Source organism: Aureispira sp. CCB-QB1 (genome assembly GCF_000724545.1).
Taxonomy (GTDB): Bacteria; Bacteroidota; Bacteroidia; order Chitinophagales; family Saprospiraceae; genus Aureispira.
Map to the genome: position 1 here is coordinate 17,402 of NZ_JHBV01000030.1, position 18,840 is coordinate 36,241.

Sequence of the window (18,840 nt, forward strand, 5' to 3'; positions counted from 1 at the left end):
ATTCATACCACCTAACTATGCATGTCAATGATTAAAATATTATACACACATGGAAACTACTAATACTATCAAGAGCTTCTGGAACGAGCGTTGGGCGAAAGTAAAAACTAGAGTTCCCACCAAACAAAAAGATTACTACTTTTCCGATTATGGTCGAGTTAAAAGTATAGACAAAGTCACAAAAAAGGAGCAACTTTTGAAAGGTTCAAAAACCGTTCAAGGTTTTATGCTTTTAAATTTAAGGCTAGAAGGTGACTCAACACAAGGGTGCTATATTCACAAACTGGTAGCAGAGGAGTTTTGTCCTAAAGACAATGAAAATCAAAAATTTGTAGTTCATTTGGACCAAGATAATTTAAACAACCATTACCAAAATTTGAAATGGATGTCGCAGCGAGAAATGACAGATTTTCAGATTAAAAATGGCGTTTATGATCCTAAGAATAGAAAACCTTCTCCATTGAATAAAATGAACCCGACGAGAGTTCGTCTGCTAAAACAACGTCTCAAAGAGGGAAAAACCAAAAAACAAATTTTGGCTAAAAACTTCAATATTACAATGGCTCAACTCAGAAAGATTGAGAAGGGTATTGATTGGGGCTACATTACTTTAGATGACGATGATAATAAAAGTTCTACTTCCTCCTAAACGTGTTCGCCAATATCCTAAAATTAATTAGTGGGATGCTTTGTCTTCAACATCATTGATAAACAACTATTAGTAAAGCCTTAACACATTTCACTAATTCTACTATCATTACACTAACCAAAGTTGCCATTTTTTATTTCAAAAAATAGGTAACATTTAAAATAAAAAATGCATTAAAGTTCAATTACAAAACAAAACACCACTGCCGATGAAGTAAATGAATTTTAATCTTACTTTTAAAGTCACATTACCTTTTTAATTATGCTAAGTTTTAAAGGTGTATGAAACAAGCTTTCTTTTTTAAGGTAGCTTGTTTTTTTTGTACTATCAATACCATCTCCTTCTAACAGTATTTATAAAATTAGAACTTTAATAAGTTGAATTCACATTTTATCTTATTTTTGTTCTATTCTAGAATAGATTACTCCATTGAAACCGCACAACAACAGCGCATCTAAAATATATTTATTTGATTATCAAAAAGATAAACCCTCACTGGTCTATCAACGGAGTATTAAGAATAATAATAGTCTTAAGTAAGAAAGCAGAATTAGTTTAAATTATATTTTGTATTGGTGTCTGAGTTCTCACTTAGTATAAATTACACGGTAACATGGCAAATAGATTAGTAACAGGTGGTACAGGAATGGTTGGTTCAGCAATTCATGCAGATTTAAAAATTGGTCGTAAAGATTGTAATTTGACAGATTGGAATGCTGTCAATGATTTTTTTGAAATGCATAAGCCGAAAGAAGTCATTCATTGTGCGGCAAAAGTTGGTGGTGTTTGGGGAAATATGCACTATAAAGGTGATTTTTTTAGAGAAAACATTCTAATGAATACGCATATTATTGAGGCAGCTCGTTTACATGGAGTAGAACGTCTTGTCGCATTTTTGTCTACTTGTATATTTCCTGATACCGTAGAATATCCGCTTTCTGAAGAAAAAATTCATCAAGGACCACCTCATATTTCCAACGATGCTTATGCCTATGCCAAACGAATGACAGATGTTCAAATTAGGGCATACCGAGAACAATATGGACTAAATTACGTTTCAGTCATTCCTACCAATATCTATGGTCCCAAAGATTTATTTGATCTAGAAAATGGTCATGTTGTTCCTTCGCTCATACATCGTTGCTTTTTAGCTAGAGAACAAGGCAAGGATTTGGAAGTTTGGGGATCAGGCAAACCTCTGAGAGAATTTATCTACTCTGAAGATGTCGCTCAACTATCCGAATGGGCACTGGAAAAATACGAAGAATCCGAGCCTATTATCTTTTCTACTTCAGAAGAAGTGAGTATCAAAACGTTGGTAGAAATGATTGCCGAACTTCTGAGATTCAAAGGCAAACTTATTTGGTTGAGTGACAAACCTGATGGGCAATTTCGCAAACCAAGCGACAATTCTAAATTACGCAGCTATTTACCAGACTTTCAATTCACACCCCTCTATGAAGGTTTAAAGAAAACGGTAGAATGGTTTGAAAACAACTATCCAAACGTTCGAAAATAAAAGCCCTGTTAGACCTTAACGAATAGAACCTCGTTTTAGAGCTTTGACAACTATCCAAGCGTGTTGCCACAGTGTTGAAACGAGTCCAAAATGTTTTTGAAGAATTGCAAATCGTTCTTTCAAAGATGCATTCCTATGTTGAGTGGAGATGCCTCCCTCAGCAAAACGACACCAATAGGTTCCTGTATCCCGAACCGTTTGAGATGCTTTTAAGACTCGTATTAACCAGTCAAAATCTGCAACATAACGATACTGCAAATCGTACTTCGGAGCAATAGAACGCTTGACAAGCATGGATTGATGGCTGATCGCCATCCCCTGTTTCATCGTTTTCCACGATAAGTCTTTATCCTTAGGATGGGGCTTTCTAGTCTCCAAACTACGTTCATTTCCTTTCTCATCAATCAATAGAGCTTTGCCATAAATAAAATCCTCGTATTGGTGATTTTTCATGATAATACTTAGCGTATCTGGGGCATAAATTTGGTCATCAGCATGCATATACCAAATATAATCCCCTGTTGCCTTTTCCATGCCTTTATTCATAGCATCATAAATTCCTTTGTCTGGTTCGCTTAGTATAAGTGCAATTTGATCTTTATACTTCGATACGATCTCTAAAGTGTTGTCTTTGGACTTTCCATCTATGATTAAATATTCTATATTCGGATAATCCTGTGCTACAACGCTTTTAAGCGTTTTTTCGATGGTTTCAGCAGCATTATAACAGATTGTAATAATAGAGACTTTGGGAAATGATTGATTCATTGGATAGAACTAATATTGTTTAGCGTTTTGTTTCGGTCTAATGACTTCTTTAAGCAAAGGCAAAACGCAAGTTATGGTAATCTGAAGTATTTGTCAAAAGTAGGACTTTTTTTTATAAAAATTTACTTTTAATAACTTATAGAGCATCTTTAAAGTAGTTCCATAAGTATCATTAACAGGTATTATTTTAGGAGAAATTCATTAAACTAATTATAACCTCCTACTTACTCATAGGAATTTTACTATATTTAAGGTTTATTTGTAACATCGTTTGTTAATTTCTCAAGCAAACAATTAGATAACTATTACTCAGAACAATATATCTAAAACACTAGATGAATATTTTTAATAAGATATTTAATTCAATGAACGAGGAGCTTCCCACATTCAAATCATTGGATGAAGGAATTGACTTCTTAATGAGATATCTGGCTCGTTTTAGCGAAGATTTGTACGAGCAAGAATTTTATGTCAATAGACGTTGGATGGAAGTTCGAGATGACGTGCATTTTCAGGAAGCTATTTTACATATTTTTGAAGATAATGGTAGTTATCTACGCATTTTAGATGGAGATATTTCTACAGGTAGTTGGGAATATACCTTGGGGGGATTAGTAATTAAATTTGCTGGACGCCACGAATTATACGAACGAGTATTTCTCAACGAAAGTTTCTTTATTTTAAAAAAACACGGTGACCACACCTCTAAAGGCAATCGTTCAAAGTACTTTTTTGTTGCAACCGAATCCCTAGCTCGAAGAATGGAGTGGACAGATTTGCTTGTCATTATGTATGAAATTTATAAAAGTAATACCAACTATATGGTGCTTGTCGTTGGCTTCTTCGTTTTAGTTGCCTTAATTATTTTTCTTTCCATTATCTAAACATTCTATACAAGTTTGCCTTTTGAGAATTGTTATAAACAATCGTATAGAACAGACATTTATAACTTACACCATACAATGCTCCCTAGACTACAAAAATTAGTAGCACAATTTGCTCATTTGTCACCCAAAGACTGGGATAGAGCTTTGTCCAATGCCCAAACAATCTCGTTAAAAAAAGGTGAATATTGGGTACAAGAAGGTGCTATTTGTCAATATATTGGCTTTGTACAGACAGGGGTACTTAGAATTTTTTCTACAGTAAATGGAAAAGAAATGGTTTCATACTTTTCTTTTGAACGACGCAACCCTGTGCTATCAGCTTATCATAGTTTTATTGATCAAGTTCCTTCTATAGAAACGATACAAGCCTTAGAAGATAGCACGCTGTTGGTCTTGCATTATGACCATTTACAAAAGTTATATGAAGAAAAACCTGTTTTTGAACGGCTAGGGCGTTTGCTGATAGAACAAATGTACGTGCTCGCTAAAACTCGCATCTATGATTTGCAGCACAAAACTGCTACGGAACGTTACGTAGAGTTATTAGAAAAGTACCCGCAGATTACCAATAGAATTGCCCATCACCACATAGCATCTTACCTAGGTATTGCCCCTGAATCTTTGAGTCGGTTGCGAAAAAAGCTACAACAAAATAACTAATGTTTCAAATATTCACTAGGTTTCTTTCCATACTGCTCTTGATAAATTTTAGAAAAATAGTGCACATTCGAAAACCCTATCTTATAAGCAATTTCCGAAACAGTTTCATAATGTCTATTCTCTAGGTACTCTCTAGCCTTTTCCAATTTCACAACCCTAAAATATTGATTGGGAGTCAAGCCCGTTTTGGTTTTTATTTTACGACGCAATTGTCGTTCGCTAAGATTTAAGTCATAGGCTAGACTAGTAATCGTAAACTGTGTATTTCCAACCTCTCTTTTTGCAATGGCTTCTAAGTTTTCCATCCACTTATCTCCTCCTACTTTAGAATCATTAACTGACAGTTTGGGGCTTGTTTCTTCCTCTTTAGCTGCTTCCAGTTGCCAAGCTTTGCGTTGCGCATAGTTTTGTAATAAATTTTGAATACGGATAAGCAACTCTTGACGAGAAAAAGGCTTTTGCAAATAATCATCTACTCCTATTCTAAGTGCAAACAACTTATCTTGCTCGGTTGCTCTTGCTGTCAACATAATCATAGGTAATTGTTGCCATTCAGTATGTGATTTGACCTTTTGCAATAATTCAAAACCGTCCATTTCTGGCATCATGACATCGGAAAGAATTAGATCAATTTGATGCGCTTGTTTGGATAAAATATCCCAACCAATACGACCATTCTCGGCAGTTATAATCTGATATTCTTGTAATATATCTGCCAGAAAACTCCGCATATCGTTGTTATCCTCAACAATCAAAATAGTTGTCGTAGATTTAGAAATAGTCGAAGTAACAATTGGAACAGACGCCTCTTTTTCAGGCTCTGATACCCATTCTTGTACAGGATGCTCCACTTTAGTAGAAGGGATCGTTACCAAAAAACTAGCACCTTTTGTCCATTCACTATGTACCTCTATCCTACCTTTTAGCAACTGCACCAATTCTTTGGTCAAAGCCAAGCCTATCCCAGTTCCACCTTGAACAATCGCTTCCTTTTGTTTGGATTGATAAAACCGATCAAACAAATGAGGCAAATCATCTGGATGAATTCCTGTTCCTGAATCGATAACTTCTATCAAAAGCATCAATGCTTTATTATCCATCCATTTATTAGTTACTTTAAGCTCAACCTTCCCTCCTCTTGGAGTATGCTTCAACGCATTCGACAATAAGTTATTTAGAATTTTTTCAATTTTACTAGCATCCAATACGACATATAAATCCTCTGATATAGCACTATTAAAATACCAATCCAATCCTTGTAGATTTGCTTGTGCCTCAAATGCAAAAAACAAACGTTTGAGAAAAGGAATGAGTTGCAGCTCATTTTCTTCTATTTCAACACTCTGCGCCTCTAGCTTTGATAAAATAAGAATTTCTTCAATGAGTCCTTGCAATTGAATACCATTTCGTTTGACCAATTCTAGTACCTGTTCAATATCTTCGAACTTTTCTCCATAGTGCTTTTCTAAAATCGCCCCAATTGGTCCCAACATCAATGTTAAAGGCGTTCTCAATTCATGCGAAATATTGGCAAAAAATCGAGACTTTACATTGTCCAACTCCCTTAGTTCATTTGCCTGTTGCTCTATCTTTTGTGTCCGCTTGGAGACTTCTTGTTCTAAGTGCATCTTGACACGGTACAAACGCTGCACCCGCCACCTAGAGTATAATAACACCACTACAAAAAGCAAAATAGCAATAAAAAGCAAAAATTGCCAAGTTAGGTAAAACGGTTGCTTTACAATAATAGGAATTTTTAATGGCTCTGTTGACCACAAACCATTGCTACCCTCTCCTTTTACCAATAAGGTGTAGTTCCCTGCTGCTAAGCTATTGACTCGAATAGAATTATTAGTTGTAAAATTCCAATCTTTTTCCAACCCCTCTATTTTGTAGGCATATTGTCGTTTGTTGGAAGCTTTGTAGTCTAGCAATGCTAATTCTACCGTAAAAAAACGATCCGTATAATCCAATACAATCTTTCCCTGTTTTACGACTTCTTCGGTCGCATCAATCAAGGCTCCCTCTTTGCCATTAAAATATTGAAATTGGACAAGATGAAGTGGTACATCTTGTAGTTTTTCTTCTAAAAAATCAGCAGGATCAAGCCCCATAATTCCCGACAAGCCCCCAAAATAAAGCTTTCCCGTAGAAGCTTTGTATGCTGATTTTCGATTAAACTCTGTATGCAAAATACCATCTTCTGTTAGATAGGTATTAATGATATCATTTTTAGGGTTTAAACGCATCAAGCCGTAATCGCTACTCATCCAAAAATAGCCATAATCATCTTCTAAAATAGCATTTACGACATTGTGAGATAGACCATTTTCGGTTGTAAATTGCTTAAACGTTCCTGTTTTTATATGATAACGAATTACTCCGCCTCCTTTGGTCGATAGCCACAAAATCCCCTTCTTATCTTCATGAATATGATAGATATGGTTGTACGGCAACTTATAAGGCGCCTTCATTTCCTTGCTGTAACGTTGAATTACCTCCATTTTTAAATTCATCAAATAGAGTCCTTGAGAAGTCCCCAACCAAACACCATGTTTGTTGCCATGCAGAGAATTAACAATAGCACCTGCTAATTCTGGATAATCGCCATAATTATCAAATACAGAAATAGAATCTTCTCCTTGTTGAATATAACTCAATCCATTCACAGTCCCTACCCATACGCGTCCTTTTTCATCCTCATAAATAGACCAAGCTGCGGACAAACGCATTCCCGTTTGCTGCTCCTTTTTGTTCTGGTCTTTTTTCTTGTAAAAGAAAAATTGTTCCTTAAAAGGAGGCATTCGTTCTAATCGCTTGACATGCAATCCAGGAGAACTCAACCAAATAAAACGCCCATCTTGACTTTTTTGAGCATCCAAATAAGCCAATGTATCCAATAATTTTTTTTCTTGTGTAAACAAATGATACGCATATTGCCCCCCATAACTATTCAACAACAAAACACTATCTTGATATAGTTCAATAACAGAACGTGCAGACGTATCAACCAAATATGGTTCAAATCGATTTTTTTGGTAACTGACCTTTACTAGCCCCTGTGCAAGTACCCCAATCCAAACATTTTCTTGGCGGTCAACATATACGGTTCTTACAAAACGTCTTCCTTTGAAAAAGGATTGGCTATAGATCACTTTTTGGTTGGGGGCAAAAATGCACACAGATTTTCTATCTTGATACACCAAACAATTGGTTTTAGGACGGTGCTCAAATCCGGCATTTACTTCCATAGGAATCGTCTTTCCTAAAAAATCAAAAGGCTTGTTGATTACCAATGAATCTTTTTTTACATTCCAATAGTAATTATCATAAGCATGAAATTTATCATTCGTCTCTAGACGAATTGTATACGGACTCTCCTCCCCCATAAAACTGCATCGATAAAGAGCATCTATTTTTATATCCTTTTGATACACAACCTGCCCCTGTTTGTCTAGTGCCATTAATGTATTTTCACAAACTACCCAATTGTACAACGTTCCCCAAAAAAAAGCACGTATTGTAGATGCTTTTGGGTGTTTATAATACAATTCAAATTTTTTGTTGCCCTTATAAATATAAATCGCTCCCTTTTGAGTCGTTATATACAAATTCTTATTTTCAGAGATACTATAGATCTTATAAATGTCTTGAATTTGGCAAGGCAGTTCATCTGCTAGGTGTTTTTCCAAAGGTTTTATCTCAAAAGTATTGATATCCATGATATCGATAGCTGAAAACCTCTCTGTTGCTCCATCGTTAACAGCATGTCCTATCCAAAGATTACTATCAGCATCCTCAAAGATTTTATCAATAAAACTGCTTTGTAGATTGGTGTTTTTTTCTGTAAACACATCAAAGGTATAGCCATCGTAACGGTTTAGACCGTTCTTGGTAGCAAACCACATAAACCCCTTTGTATCTTGAAGAATAGAACGAACAAAACGATTGGACAAACCATCTTCTATTGATAATTGTTCTGTTTGTACCAAATACGACTGCCCCTTTGCAGCAAAACCGTTCAAAAAAAGGAGTAGGAATATATAATAAAATAAATGTAGTTTAATGGGATGCATAAATATTTGTTGCTATTAACAATTATCACGAAACGTCGTTTCTATAATAATAAGGATTGGCTGTAGCCTTTTTCTCTTTATCAGCATCATCAAAAGAGAAACCATCTCTCCTCAGATGCTTGTTTTCACTTCTTGGATAAAAGAATTAATCAAAATAGCTTACTTCTTATAAAATCATTGGTGATAATCGTTATTTTAAAAGGGGAATTTTTCTGAAATAAGTAAGTAATCGTTCAAAAAACGGAGCTTTAGTGGACGACTAAAACGAGTATTTTTGAAGCAAAAAAAACTCAACGGACTTATAAACACAATTTAATATAAAACTAGCGATTAAAAAAAAGAACTGTATCAATTCACACAATATCCTTAGAGACAGGGTAAGACAATACTTAAAAATAAAGAAAATTCAGGAAAAATTCTTCCTAAGAAAAGGATGCAAAGGCTTTTAGTAAAAAAGATACTTTGGGAAAAGTATGTGCTTATTCGGTTATATCTAAAGATTCGTTTTGCTTCTTCTTGTATTGACTGTAACCTAGAACTAGTATAAGTACACCGACTGTGCCAGCCACCAACCACCAGTACCACTGTTTTTTCGTTTCCAATTTTATCGCATGGCTATCTCCTATTTGTATAAATGCAGACCAAAGTGCAGGATGGACTGCCATGCCGTCAAACAACTCTAAATAGTTCAATTTTGCATAACGAAGTGCTTCCGATTTCGTCATTCCTTCTGCTAAATTCTGATAAAACAAACGCATAATAATAACTGTGGCTTGATCGTTAACCTGCCACAAACTCACGACCAAAGAAGGAGCACCTGCATACATAAACGAACGAGCTAATGAGATGATTCCTTCCCCTTGTTGAAATTTTCCGTATCCTGTTTCGCAAGCAGATAGAACGACAAGATTGGCATTGAGGGGCAACTGTGCGACTTCATACGCTTGCAAAAAATTATCTTCCGTTGCTTGATAATCCTCTGAAAAGGCCAAAGCTGATAAAATTGGTTCTGCTTCGTTTGATACTCCGTGCATTGCTAAATGAATCACACTATACTGAGCTGCTAATTTTTTAAAATTTGTTTCACTTGCCTGTTCTCCCGTCAAAAATTCTCCATAAAACATCTTAGACAAACCTTTGACTTCCTTCGTTGCAGCTGGCAAATCTTCTAAAACACTTCGAATAGCACAAACATTTTCTGAACGTAAACTATACAAACTGTGCTGCGGCTTGGGGTAACTGGCAGCAAAAGCCAATACTTGTTGTTCAACACCAGCGCGAGCAATACTAGCAGACTGTTTCAAATTTTCGACCCAAAGACTAGCGGAATAACTATAACTAATATTATAATCCCTTACCAAATATTTCAACGCGCTATAATTGACGCCATTTTGTGGACCAGGCTGAGATAGTAATACCTCAAAAGGAATGTGTCCCAACTCCCCATCTGTCACCACAATCAAATCCTTAATATCCTTGTTGTTATCTAATACTTGTTTTAATAACGTTTGATACAGCCATTCTGCCGATTTGATATAAAGTAGATAAGCCTCCCTAGGTGCTTTATCAAGTAAGTCATAGTCGCTCAAAGACAATCGCAAGCTCCGAATATACTCTGATAATTTGTGTTCTGCACAAGAGATATTAATCACTTCTATCTTATTTTTAGAAATGGCAAAAAGATAGGTAGAGTCTTCCAAGATGAAATATTCCAATAACAAAGCTTGTGGTTCTAATAGAGCCTGTATTTCTTCTACACTAGCGGTTAAGCTATTGTATTTTAGTTGGTGGTATTGAGGGTAATGATGCCGTATCTTTGCCACAAAGCGTTCAATTTTTATATTCAGTTTATTGAGCTGCTCTGTCAATTTCTGTTTTTCAACCAAAGTTGTCGCCAAGAGCTTTTTTTGAAACAATTGCTCCCGTTGTCGTTGTAAACTAGACTCTAACCAGACCAAAGAATCGGGCAAATTTCCCAAAACACGAGTTTGCTGACCTTTTAAGGCTTCCATTAATAAAATGGATTTGTTTTGTTCTGCAAATGCAAACGCTTTTTTATAATACGAATTGCCGCCTAAAAAAACAGCCGCATGAATTCCACATCCTAGACTTTTTACATTGCTTTCTAAAATTCTTAGTTTATTCGCATTACTAGTAAAATCGTTTCTAATTCGTTCATTCAGATGCATAACAACCATACTAATGGTAAAAAATTCTTCCCACTTCTTTTGGAGTATTGTTTCCTTGCAGATTTGCTCAAATATTTCTAACAAAGTCAACAAAGATGTTCTTGCACGCTCGTTACTAAAATAAGTTATGGTATCCAATTGTTGCCAATCTGTAAATTCCGCATCTTCCAAATTAGGAATATTCGCTAGAATCGCTTTTCTGCAATATATTAAAGCCTTTTCTTCACTTCCCTGCTCTAAATACAACCTAGCTAGTTGGTCCCAATATTGAGCCGTAGAAGGGTGCTTTTCTCCTAGTCCCTTTTGGCTACTTGTTAATGCTTGTTGCCACAACGATGCTGCTTTTTCATAGTTTTTTTGTTTAAAGTGCAATTGGGCGGAAGCATTTAGATTATAAATATAATAAGGACTATGGGCATCTAATATCTTCCGAGCTTGTTGATAATAGGTTTCGGCTTGAAAAAACTGATTCATAGCAGCATATAAATTACCTATATTATTTAATCCTAAAGCGTAATTTACATGATTCGTTCCGTATATTTTTTCTCTAAGTTTTTGTGACTCCAAGTATAGTTTTTCAGCTTTTTCATAATGCCCCATATCCTGATACAAAACCGCCAAATTATTGAGACTTGTTGCATAATAATGCGTACTATTACTTTTTTTATCAATTTCTAGAACTTCCAAATAGAGTTGTTCCGCCTCTTCATATTTTCCTAGCGTATTGTATAATAATGCCAAGTTATTGAGTAGACTCGAATAGGTAGGTGCCTCGTCTTCCAATATAGAACGAGCGATTTTTAATGCTTCTAAATAAGATACTTCTGCCGCTTCATAACGCCCCATTCCATAGTAACAATACCCTAACTGACCGATACATTGAATATAAAAGAGATGTTCAACCTGATTGGAAGCCTTTTGCAATTCAAGCAACTTTAAATACAAGCGTTCTGCGGAGGTATATTGCTCGGTTTCTAAATACAACGCAGCAAGATATTGGAGTTCTCCTAAATATGCTTCCTCTAAGCCATGCGTTTCTATAGTTGTTTTCATTTGTTCCCAAAAATGAGTGGCTTGCCTAAAATCTTCTTGATAATAAGCTAATACACCGAGACTATCTAGCTTGGCTATAGCTAGTTTGGGGTTTTCTTGTGCCAACAAAAAAGAGGGAAGTAATCCAATAAAAAAGCAGAAGTATAAAAAATAGTTCATCATACAAAAGGTGTTACAAATGCGGTACCAATAATTTGATCCATAGAATTTGATATTGGTGTATGTTATCATAATCAAACGAACGACAAGTGCTCACCACTATCCTCACTTCCCTATTTCTTTTCAATATCAGCGTATCAAACCCAAATACTCCCTATAAAAATAAAAAGAGTCTAACCAATATGGCTAGACTCCACTATATTTTCAAAAAAAAGCACTTAACTTTCTTTTGGTTTTAACTTATCTAAATCCATCGAGTCAATGAATTTGGTTGTAAAGTTACCAGAGATAAAGTTCTCATTATCCATCAACATACGATGGAAAGGAACTGTCGTTTTAATTCCCTCTACAATAAATTCATCCAAGGCACGACGCATTTTGCTAATACATTCCTCTCTTGTTCTAGCTTTACAAATCAACTTTGCAATCATAGAATCATAATAAGGAGAAATCGTATATCCTGCATATACGTGTGTATCTACACGAATCCCGTGTCCTTTAGAACTGTGGAAAGATGTAATTTTTCCTGGACAAGGACGGAAGTTCATGAAAGGATCTTCTGCATTGATACGGCACTCAATTGCGTGCATCGTTGGATAATAATTTTCACCTGAAATTTTCTCACCAGCAGCAATTTTAATTTGCTCACGGATCAAATCATAATCAATCACTTCTTCCGTTACAGTATGTTCTACCTGAATACGAGTATTCATTTCCATAAAGTAGAAGTTGTGATGTTTGTCCACCAAGAATTCTACAGTACCTACTCCCTCATAGTTGATTGCTTTACCAGCAGCAACCGCAGCAGCTCCCATTTTTTCACGCAATTCATCTGTCAAATAAGGAGAAGGTGATTCTTCCAATAATTTTTGGTGGCGACGTTGGATAGAACATTCACGCTCTGAAAGGTGACAAACTTCACCATATTGATCACCAGCAATTTGCACTTCAATGTGACGTGGCTCTTCTACAAACTTCTCGATATACATACCGTCGTTACCAAAAGAAGCTCTAGCCTCATTTTGAGCAGCAGTCAAATTAGACTCTAACTCGTCTTCATTCCAAACCAAACGCATTCCTTTACCACCACCACCAGCGGTAGCTTTAAGCATGATTGGGTACCCAACTTCTTGAGCAATGGTTTTGGCATCATCCAGATTTTTTACCAAGCCATCAGAACCAGGAATAACAGGCACGCCTGCTTTTACCATTGTCTCCTTAGCGGTAATTTTATCTCCCATTTTGCGAATATGGTCAGGATCTGGACCGATAAATTTCACTTCACTTTGCGCACAAATTTCAGCAAACTCAGCATTCTCTGCCAAGAATCCATATCCAGGATGCACGGCATCGGCATTGGTAATTTCTACCGCAGCCATAATATTAGGAATGTTTAAGTACGACAAATTACTTGCTGGAGGTCCTACACAAACTGCTTCATCAGCGAAGCGCACATGTAGACTGTCAGCATCTGCTGTTGAATAAATAGCAACAGTTTTGATGCCCATTTCTTTACATGTTCTAATAACACGCAAAGCTATCTCGCCTCGATTGGCAATTAATATTTTCTTGAACATATTATTTGTTTTTGATTAGGACTTTAATAGAATTCATCCCTTGTAGATAGCACTTATTTATCTTTATTGCTTATACAATAAAGCTTACAAAACAGTCCATCTACACGACGTTATCTAATATTAAGCTGGCTCAACTAAGAACAATACTTGTCCATATTCAACAGGGCTAGCATCCTCTACCATTACTTTCACAATACGACCTTCAACTTCTGCTTTAACCTCATTAAACAATTTCATAGCCTCAATCAAACAAACCGTATCATCACCACCAATAGAATCTCCAACTTTTACAAACGCTGGTTTTTCTGGTGATGCAGAGCGGTAGAAAGTACCTACCATTGGCGATTTAATTTCAATATAATTATTTGATTCTTCTGCTGCTGGTGCACTTTCTTTGGTAGCGGCAGGAGTGGCAGCATTATCATTGTTAGCAGCAGGAGCTACAGGCGTAGCAGCAACACTTGGTACTTGCATTCCTGGCATAACAGAAGGCTGTACAATAACCTCTTTCTGAGCAGAATAGTTTTTAGTACGAATACTAATTTTAGAAGCCTCGTCTTCATATTTAAATTCGCTGATTTTACTTTTCTGAATCAACTTAATGAGTTCTTTGATTTTCTCAAACTCCATAATAAGTTCGTTTTTATTAGGTATAAAATATTAAGTTTCTATAGTCTTTTAAGTCTTTTAACCACAAGGTTATTTTTTCATACGCTCCATATAAGCGCCTGTTTCAGACTCAATACGAATCAAATCTCCTTGCTTAATAAATAAAGGAACACGTACTTCCGCTCCAGTTTCAACAATAGCAGGTGTTAAGGTATTGGTTGCTGTATTCCCTTTTGCTCCTGGTTCTACCTCTGTTACCTCTAAGATAATATATTGTGGCAAACTACAAGCCAATGGAATTTCTTTTTCTGCATGGAACAATACTTCTACGTCCATACCTTCCTTCAAAAATTGAAGATTGTCTACCATTTCTTTCATGACATCAATCTGGTTGAATGTTTCGTTGTTCATGAAGTACAGACGCTCCTCATCATCATACAAATATTGATATTGACGACGCTCCACGCGCACATCTTCAATCTTGTGTCCTGCAGGAAAAGTGTGATCTACTACTTTTCCATTTGTTAAGTTCTTTAGTTTCGTGCGTACAAATGCGTTTCCTTTACCAGGTTTCACATGTTGAAACTCCACGATGATATATGTCTGCCCGTTGTGTTCAAGACACATTCCTTTGCGAATATCTGATGTTGTAGCCACTAGTATTTTTTTTGTATTAAATTTTGTAATTTGGACTTAAAAAAGTCAATTTTACCCATTTCTAATACCAGAAAGATAAAAGAAATTTGAAACAAATATAAGGCTTCTATTACAAAAAGCAATTATTTGGTACGCATATCTAAGGTAGAATTACCTCCCTCCTTACAACAAAAACACATAAACAACTAAATAACAACTACTTAAACACAAATATCAAATCCAAAAAATGAATGAAATTTTCATCTATACCCCTACTCTAAACCCTAGGATTTCTTATATTTTTGACTTAATATTCAATCAAATTTTAGGTATTCCTAAGGTAAGCCTTAGCACTGATCTTTATGCTTTTAACCAAACAAAAGAAGTCGCCAAAATCAATTATAGCAATCACTTTATTGAAGATGTGTTGCAGTTTTCTCCACATTCTTTTTTATTTGAAACGGGAATACGAGCTATTCATCTTGATTTTAAAGAGCATAAAAACTTAATGGCTGCATTTTTTCACCCTTCTACCCTTCATAATCAACAGGCTATTTTTCCTTTTGACCCATTTGCCCTTAGTTTTTATCTTGTCAGTCGTTACGAAGAGTACCTACCTTTTGATGCCGATCAGTTTGGGCGTTTTTCAGCCAATAACAGCCAAGCTTATAAACATGGATTTTTGCAACAACCCTTGGTCAATCTTTGGGCTCAAAGAATTAAAAGATTGTTACAACAACACTATCCTTACCTCGAATACCATTCCCCTTCTTATCAATACACGCCTACTTACGATATTGATTATGCCTATGCTTTTTTAAACAAAGGTTGGCTTCGACAAGGAGCAGCTTTTGCCAAAAACCTCTTGCGTTTAGACCGCACGACTCTTCTAGCACAAATCAAGACTTGGTTACGATTGCAAAAGGACCCTTATTATACATTTGATTATTTAGACAGTTTAGATTCAACCTATCAAATCCATCCCATCTATTTTTGGTTGGTAGGGGATTATGGGACTTATGATAAAAACATTCATCATAGTAATAAACATTTTCGAGAGCTGATTCAGACCAAAAGCCAAACACATCCAATAGGAATACACCCCTCTTTTGGATCTAATCGAAATCAAGCCATTACGAAAAAAGAGCTTTATCGTTTACGAGACATTACGCAACAATCCATACAAAAAAGTAGGCAGCATTTTTTAATGTTGCAATTCCCTAAAACATATTCTGAACTTGCCCAATTAGGAATTCAGGAAGATTATACCATGGGTTATGCCCAACAGCTAGGTTTTAGAGCTAGTATAGCCCATCCATTTTATTGGTATAATTTGGAAACAGAAGAATGTACCGAGCTCCAAGTTTTTCCATTTCAGTTGATGGATGTTACCTTAAATACGTATCTAAACCTTACTCCCAAAGAAGCTATTAAACAAGCTCATCAGATTATTGAGCAAACCAAGCAAGTAGAAGGGCATTTAATTAGTATTTGGCACAATAACTCTTTCTGTGAACAAGCTCAATGGAAAGGATGGCGAGCTGTTTATGAAGCAATTTTGCAAGAAGCAGTCACTAAGCTTTAAATTTGGCTTGTATTTGTTCGGCACGCTGGCATTCCATAGCTATTTTGTCTGCAAATTCGTGCAAAGCTTCTATACTAAGAGCTTTGCCCGTTACCTTTAACTTAATTTCTAAGGTATAATCCTGTGCCATCCGAAACAACTCCTTTTCTTGCTCAGCAGTCAATTCAAATATTTCTGCAAAACGACTTAACTTCTCTTGCTCCTCTATTTGAAATTGGTTGTCAGTCAAAGCGACCGCAGCTACAATAACAAAAATCGTCAAACGACCATGCAAGCTTACTTTTTGGCAATCCGACTTTGTTAAATAAGGAGCAGTAATTAAATCACTTAGTTTTCCCATTTCATTATTCAAAAAATGGCTAAAAAACAAGCGTTCTTCTTGCTCTATCCGACCATCCGCACGAGCCATCTCGACCAACATTCGAGACATAATTTTTTTATCATAATTCTCTGTCAATGGGTGTTGTCGAATATAGACTTCAAATTCTGAAAAATGAGTTGCCAAACGCCATTTTCCTGTTGTTTCAATATAAACAATCTCATCTAAAATAGATTCAAAAGCACGAACGACAGCCGCTTCCAATTCCTTTTTGGCAAAATAAACTGGTGGCGTATTTTCTGTAGCCGTTTCTTTTCGTCTAACCCCTTTGTTTAGAGCCCTCAACAACATGGAGCGCATCTTATTGGGATTCTTAACAATAATCCCTAAGCCACTAGCATCCTCTATTTTTTCTATCGTTGCATCGGCTTCAAACTCTCGCTCCTCTATTAAAAATCGACAGTACATCATTTCTCCCTGTTGTACTTCTGCGACAATATAAGGCTGAATAGCTTTGTAGGTTAGTTCTATCATGAACTCTATGAATTTTTAATCGTTAAGAAGCTGTATTGATATTATTAATACTCCGTTGATTTTTCAGCTTGATTATCAGCCTTTTATTGCAAAGATCAACAAAAAGTTCATTTTACTGATAATCAACTGCGAAGCACTCATGTAATAAACTAATACGATTTACTGCGTGAGCGCTTTGCTTTTAGTTAGCTGCGCTGCTACTGCGTGGTTTCAATGGAGTAATGATTATAGGAATTGCAAGGACAAATTCAATTTTCTATTTGAAGTTGAATCTAAACCTTAGGTCTCTTAATAGGACGTCTACTATCATCATCGGGGCGATCACCGTCACCACTCGCTAAAGGTTTTCCTTTGGAATTTACTAATTTATCTTCGGCTTCTTTTTGTGATTCCAAAACAATTTGGAAATTGTTTACAATAGCGCCAATTACCAAGTTAATAAGCAAATAAGCTGCTATAATCATCCAAGAAACATGATAAAAAGTAATCACCGTATTCGATGCGACAGGTACACTTCCAGTCACTTCTTTCCCTGATAATAAGTTGTATCTCAAATCGGTCCAGTCCTCCCCCGTTAAAATTCTAAACAACGTAAAAAATGCTTCTCCTAAATCACCGTAAGGGTCAGGATTACTAGATGTCAATTTGATATGCTCCGAATTAGCATAATCGGGATTTTTAAATAAAGTAACTCCTATGATCGCATAAATATACATGATTAGCAAGAAAAGAACAGCGATATACGATAAGGATCGTATCGACTTTATCAAGACACCAATTAGCAACTGAAGTTCTCCAATAGCGCGAATAGAGCGTGTCAATTGGACAACCCTTAGTATTCGCAGTGTCGACATGATATTTTGTTGCTCTGCACTACTGTTTTCGAGTAAAATATCGGCTACTTCAGGAATAACGCCCAACATTAATATAAAGATATCAAACCAGTTCCACCAATCTCCAATATACTCCTCTGTTGTTCTTCGTCCAGTCCAACGAATAATGATTTCCAAAAAGAAAACAAATAAAATGGACAACTGAATCACTCGAATAGAATCGGGGGCATTGTCATAAGTTTGAACTCCAATCAATAATCCGTTTAGGATAATGAGAAACATAATTCCTAATGTAAACCATTTGCTGTCTACAATCCGCCGCGCTATAAGCCTATATTTTGATCTATTTTTTCTCATTTTCAATCTTCACCCCGTTTTTTAGAAGGCATTCTGCCTAATAAAAATTTAGTCACACATGCATCAAAATATCTATATAACTAAAATTGGGCTATCTAAAATGTTGAATTGGTCTATTTTCATTATTTTGCTCACAAGTATAGGTATAAACATCCTTTTAAGCAAGAAGAAAGGAGATAAAATCTAAGTAAAAAGACGAGTTTCTTTAAAAGAGAAAAATCCCACAAACTTTTAAGTTTGCAGGATTTTTAGTAGAGGTCGGAAGCGGATTCGAACCGCTGTAGGAGCTTTTGCAGAGCCCAGCCTAGCCGCTCGGCCACCCGACCATCGTTCCTTGATGGAATGCAAATATACCTTCTTTTTATAAAAGTACAAGTTTTTTGATGACTTTTTTTAAAGTAATTTTGCATTTATTTTTTATACAACTCAT

The 18,840-nt window shown here is 35.8% G+C and carries 13 protein-coding genes and 1 tRNA gene; 5 read left to right on the top strand and 9 right to left on the bottom strand.

The features are described from left to right. Positions 1–49: 49 nt before the first annotated feature. Positions 50–649, top strand: a complete 600-nt coding sequence (locus CG11_RS14615) for an NUMOD4 domain-containing protein (RefSeq protein ID WP_052597479.1) — start codon at positions 50–52, stop codon at positions 647–649. 613 nt (positions 650–1,262) lie between these two features. Continuing rightward, positions 1,263–2,168, top strand: coding sequence for a GDP-L-fucose synthase (locus CG11_RS14620; RefSeq protein ID WP_052597482.1), 906 nt, complete (start codon positions 1,263–1,265; stop codon positions 2,166–2,168). A 15-nt stretch (positions 2,169–2,183) separates the two neighbouring features. Here the strand turns inward: CG11_RS14620 and CG11_RS14625 are convergent, their stop codons facing one another. Continuing rightward, positions 2,184–2,936, bottom strand: coding sequence for a glycosyltransferase family 2 protein (locus tag CG11_RS14625; protein ID WP_052597484.1), 753 nt, complete (start codon positions 2,934–2,936; stop codon positions 2,184–2,186). 365 nt (positions 2,937–3,301) lie between these two features. Here CG11_RS14625 and CG11_RS14630 point away from each other — a divergent pair, with 365 nt between their 5' ends. Next, a complete protein-coding gene (locus tag CG11_RS14630; protein WP_231512803.1) occupies positions 3,302–3,820 on the top strand; it encodes a hypothetical protein in 519 nt (172 codons plus the stop codon). Between the two features lie 78 nt (positions 3,821–3,898). After that, a complete protein-coding gene (locus tag CG11_RS14635; protein ID WP_052597488.1) occupies positions 3,899–4,483 on the top strand; it encodes a Crp/Fnr family transcriptional regulator in 585 nt (194 codons plus the stop codon). Here CG11_RS14635 and CG11_RS14640 read toward each other — a convergent pair. The 5 genes from CG11_RS14640 to efp form a co-directional block, all read right to left on the bottom strand. Then, on the bottom strand, positions 4,480–8,559 hold the full coding sequence (locus CG11_RS14640) for a hybrid sensor histidine kinase/response regulator transcription factor (protein WP_052597490.1): 4,080 nt from the start codon (positions 8,557–8,559) through the stop codon (positions 4,480–4,482). The two genes, CG11_RS14635 and CG11_RS14640, sit on opposite strands and share 4 nt — an antisense overlap. A gap of 479 nt (positions 8,560–9,038) precedes the next feature. Next, entirely contained in the window at positions 9,039–11,963 is a 2,925-nt protein-coding gene (locus CG11_RS14645) for a CHAT domain-containing tetratricopeptide repeat protein (protein WP_197043856.1), read from the bottom strand. 215 nt (positions 11,964–12,178) lie between these two features. Then, positions 12,179–13,537: an acetyl-CoA carboxylase biotin carboxylase subunit gene (accC, locus tag CG11_RS14650; protein WP_052597494.1), complete on the bottom strand. Its 1,359-nt coding sequence runs from the start codon at positions 13,535–13,537 to the stop codon at positions 12,179–12,181. 120 nt (positions 13,538–13,657) lie between these two features. Next, positions 13,658–14,167 (bottom strand): acetyl-CoA carboxylase biotin carboxyl carrier protein, encoded by a 510-nt coding sequence (gene accB / locus CG11_RS14655; protein ID WP_052597497.1) that lies wholly within the window; start codon positions 14,165–14,167, stop codon positions 13,658–13,660. A 69-nt stretch (positions 14,168–14,236) separates the two neighbouring features. Further along, complete coding sequence (gene efp / locus CG11_RS14660) at positions 14,237–14,803, bottom strand: elongation factor P (RefSeq protein ID WP_052597499.1); 567 nt, start codon at positions 14,801–14,803, stop codon at positions 14,237–14,239. 226 nt (positions 14,804–15,029) lie between these two features. On the opposite strand from efp, the gene CG11_RS14665 reads away from it, so the two are divergent. After that, entirely contained in the window at positions 15,030–16,367 is a 1,338-nt protein-coding gene (locus tag CG11_RS14665; protein ID WP_052597501.1) for a polysaccharide deacetylase family protein, read from the top strand. Here the strand turns inward: CG11_RS14665 and CG11_RS14670 are convergent. From CG11_RS14670 to CG11_RS14680, 3 genes are all read right to left on the bottom strand, one after another. Next, positions 16,357–17,220, bottom strand: coding sequence for a hypothetical protein (locus tag CG11_RS14670; RefSeq protein WP_052597503.1), 864 nt, complete (start codon positions 17,218–17,220; stop codon positions 16,357–16,359). The two genes, CG11_RS14665 and CG11_RS14670, sit on opposite strands and share 11 nt — an antisense overlap. Positions 17,221–17,492: 272 nt before the next feature. Then, a complete protein-coding gene (locus CG11_RS14675; RefSeq protein ID WP_072010999.1) occupies positions 17,493–18,410 on the bottom strand; it encodes an ion transporter in 918 nt (305 codons plus the stop codon). Positions 18,411–18,665: 255 nt separating this feature from the next. After that, a tRNA-Cys gene (locus CG11_RS14680) sits at positions 18,666–18,736 on the bottom strand. Positions 18,737–18,840 lie beyond the last annotated feature (104 nt).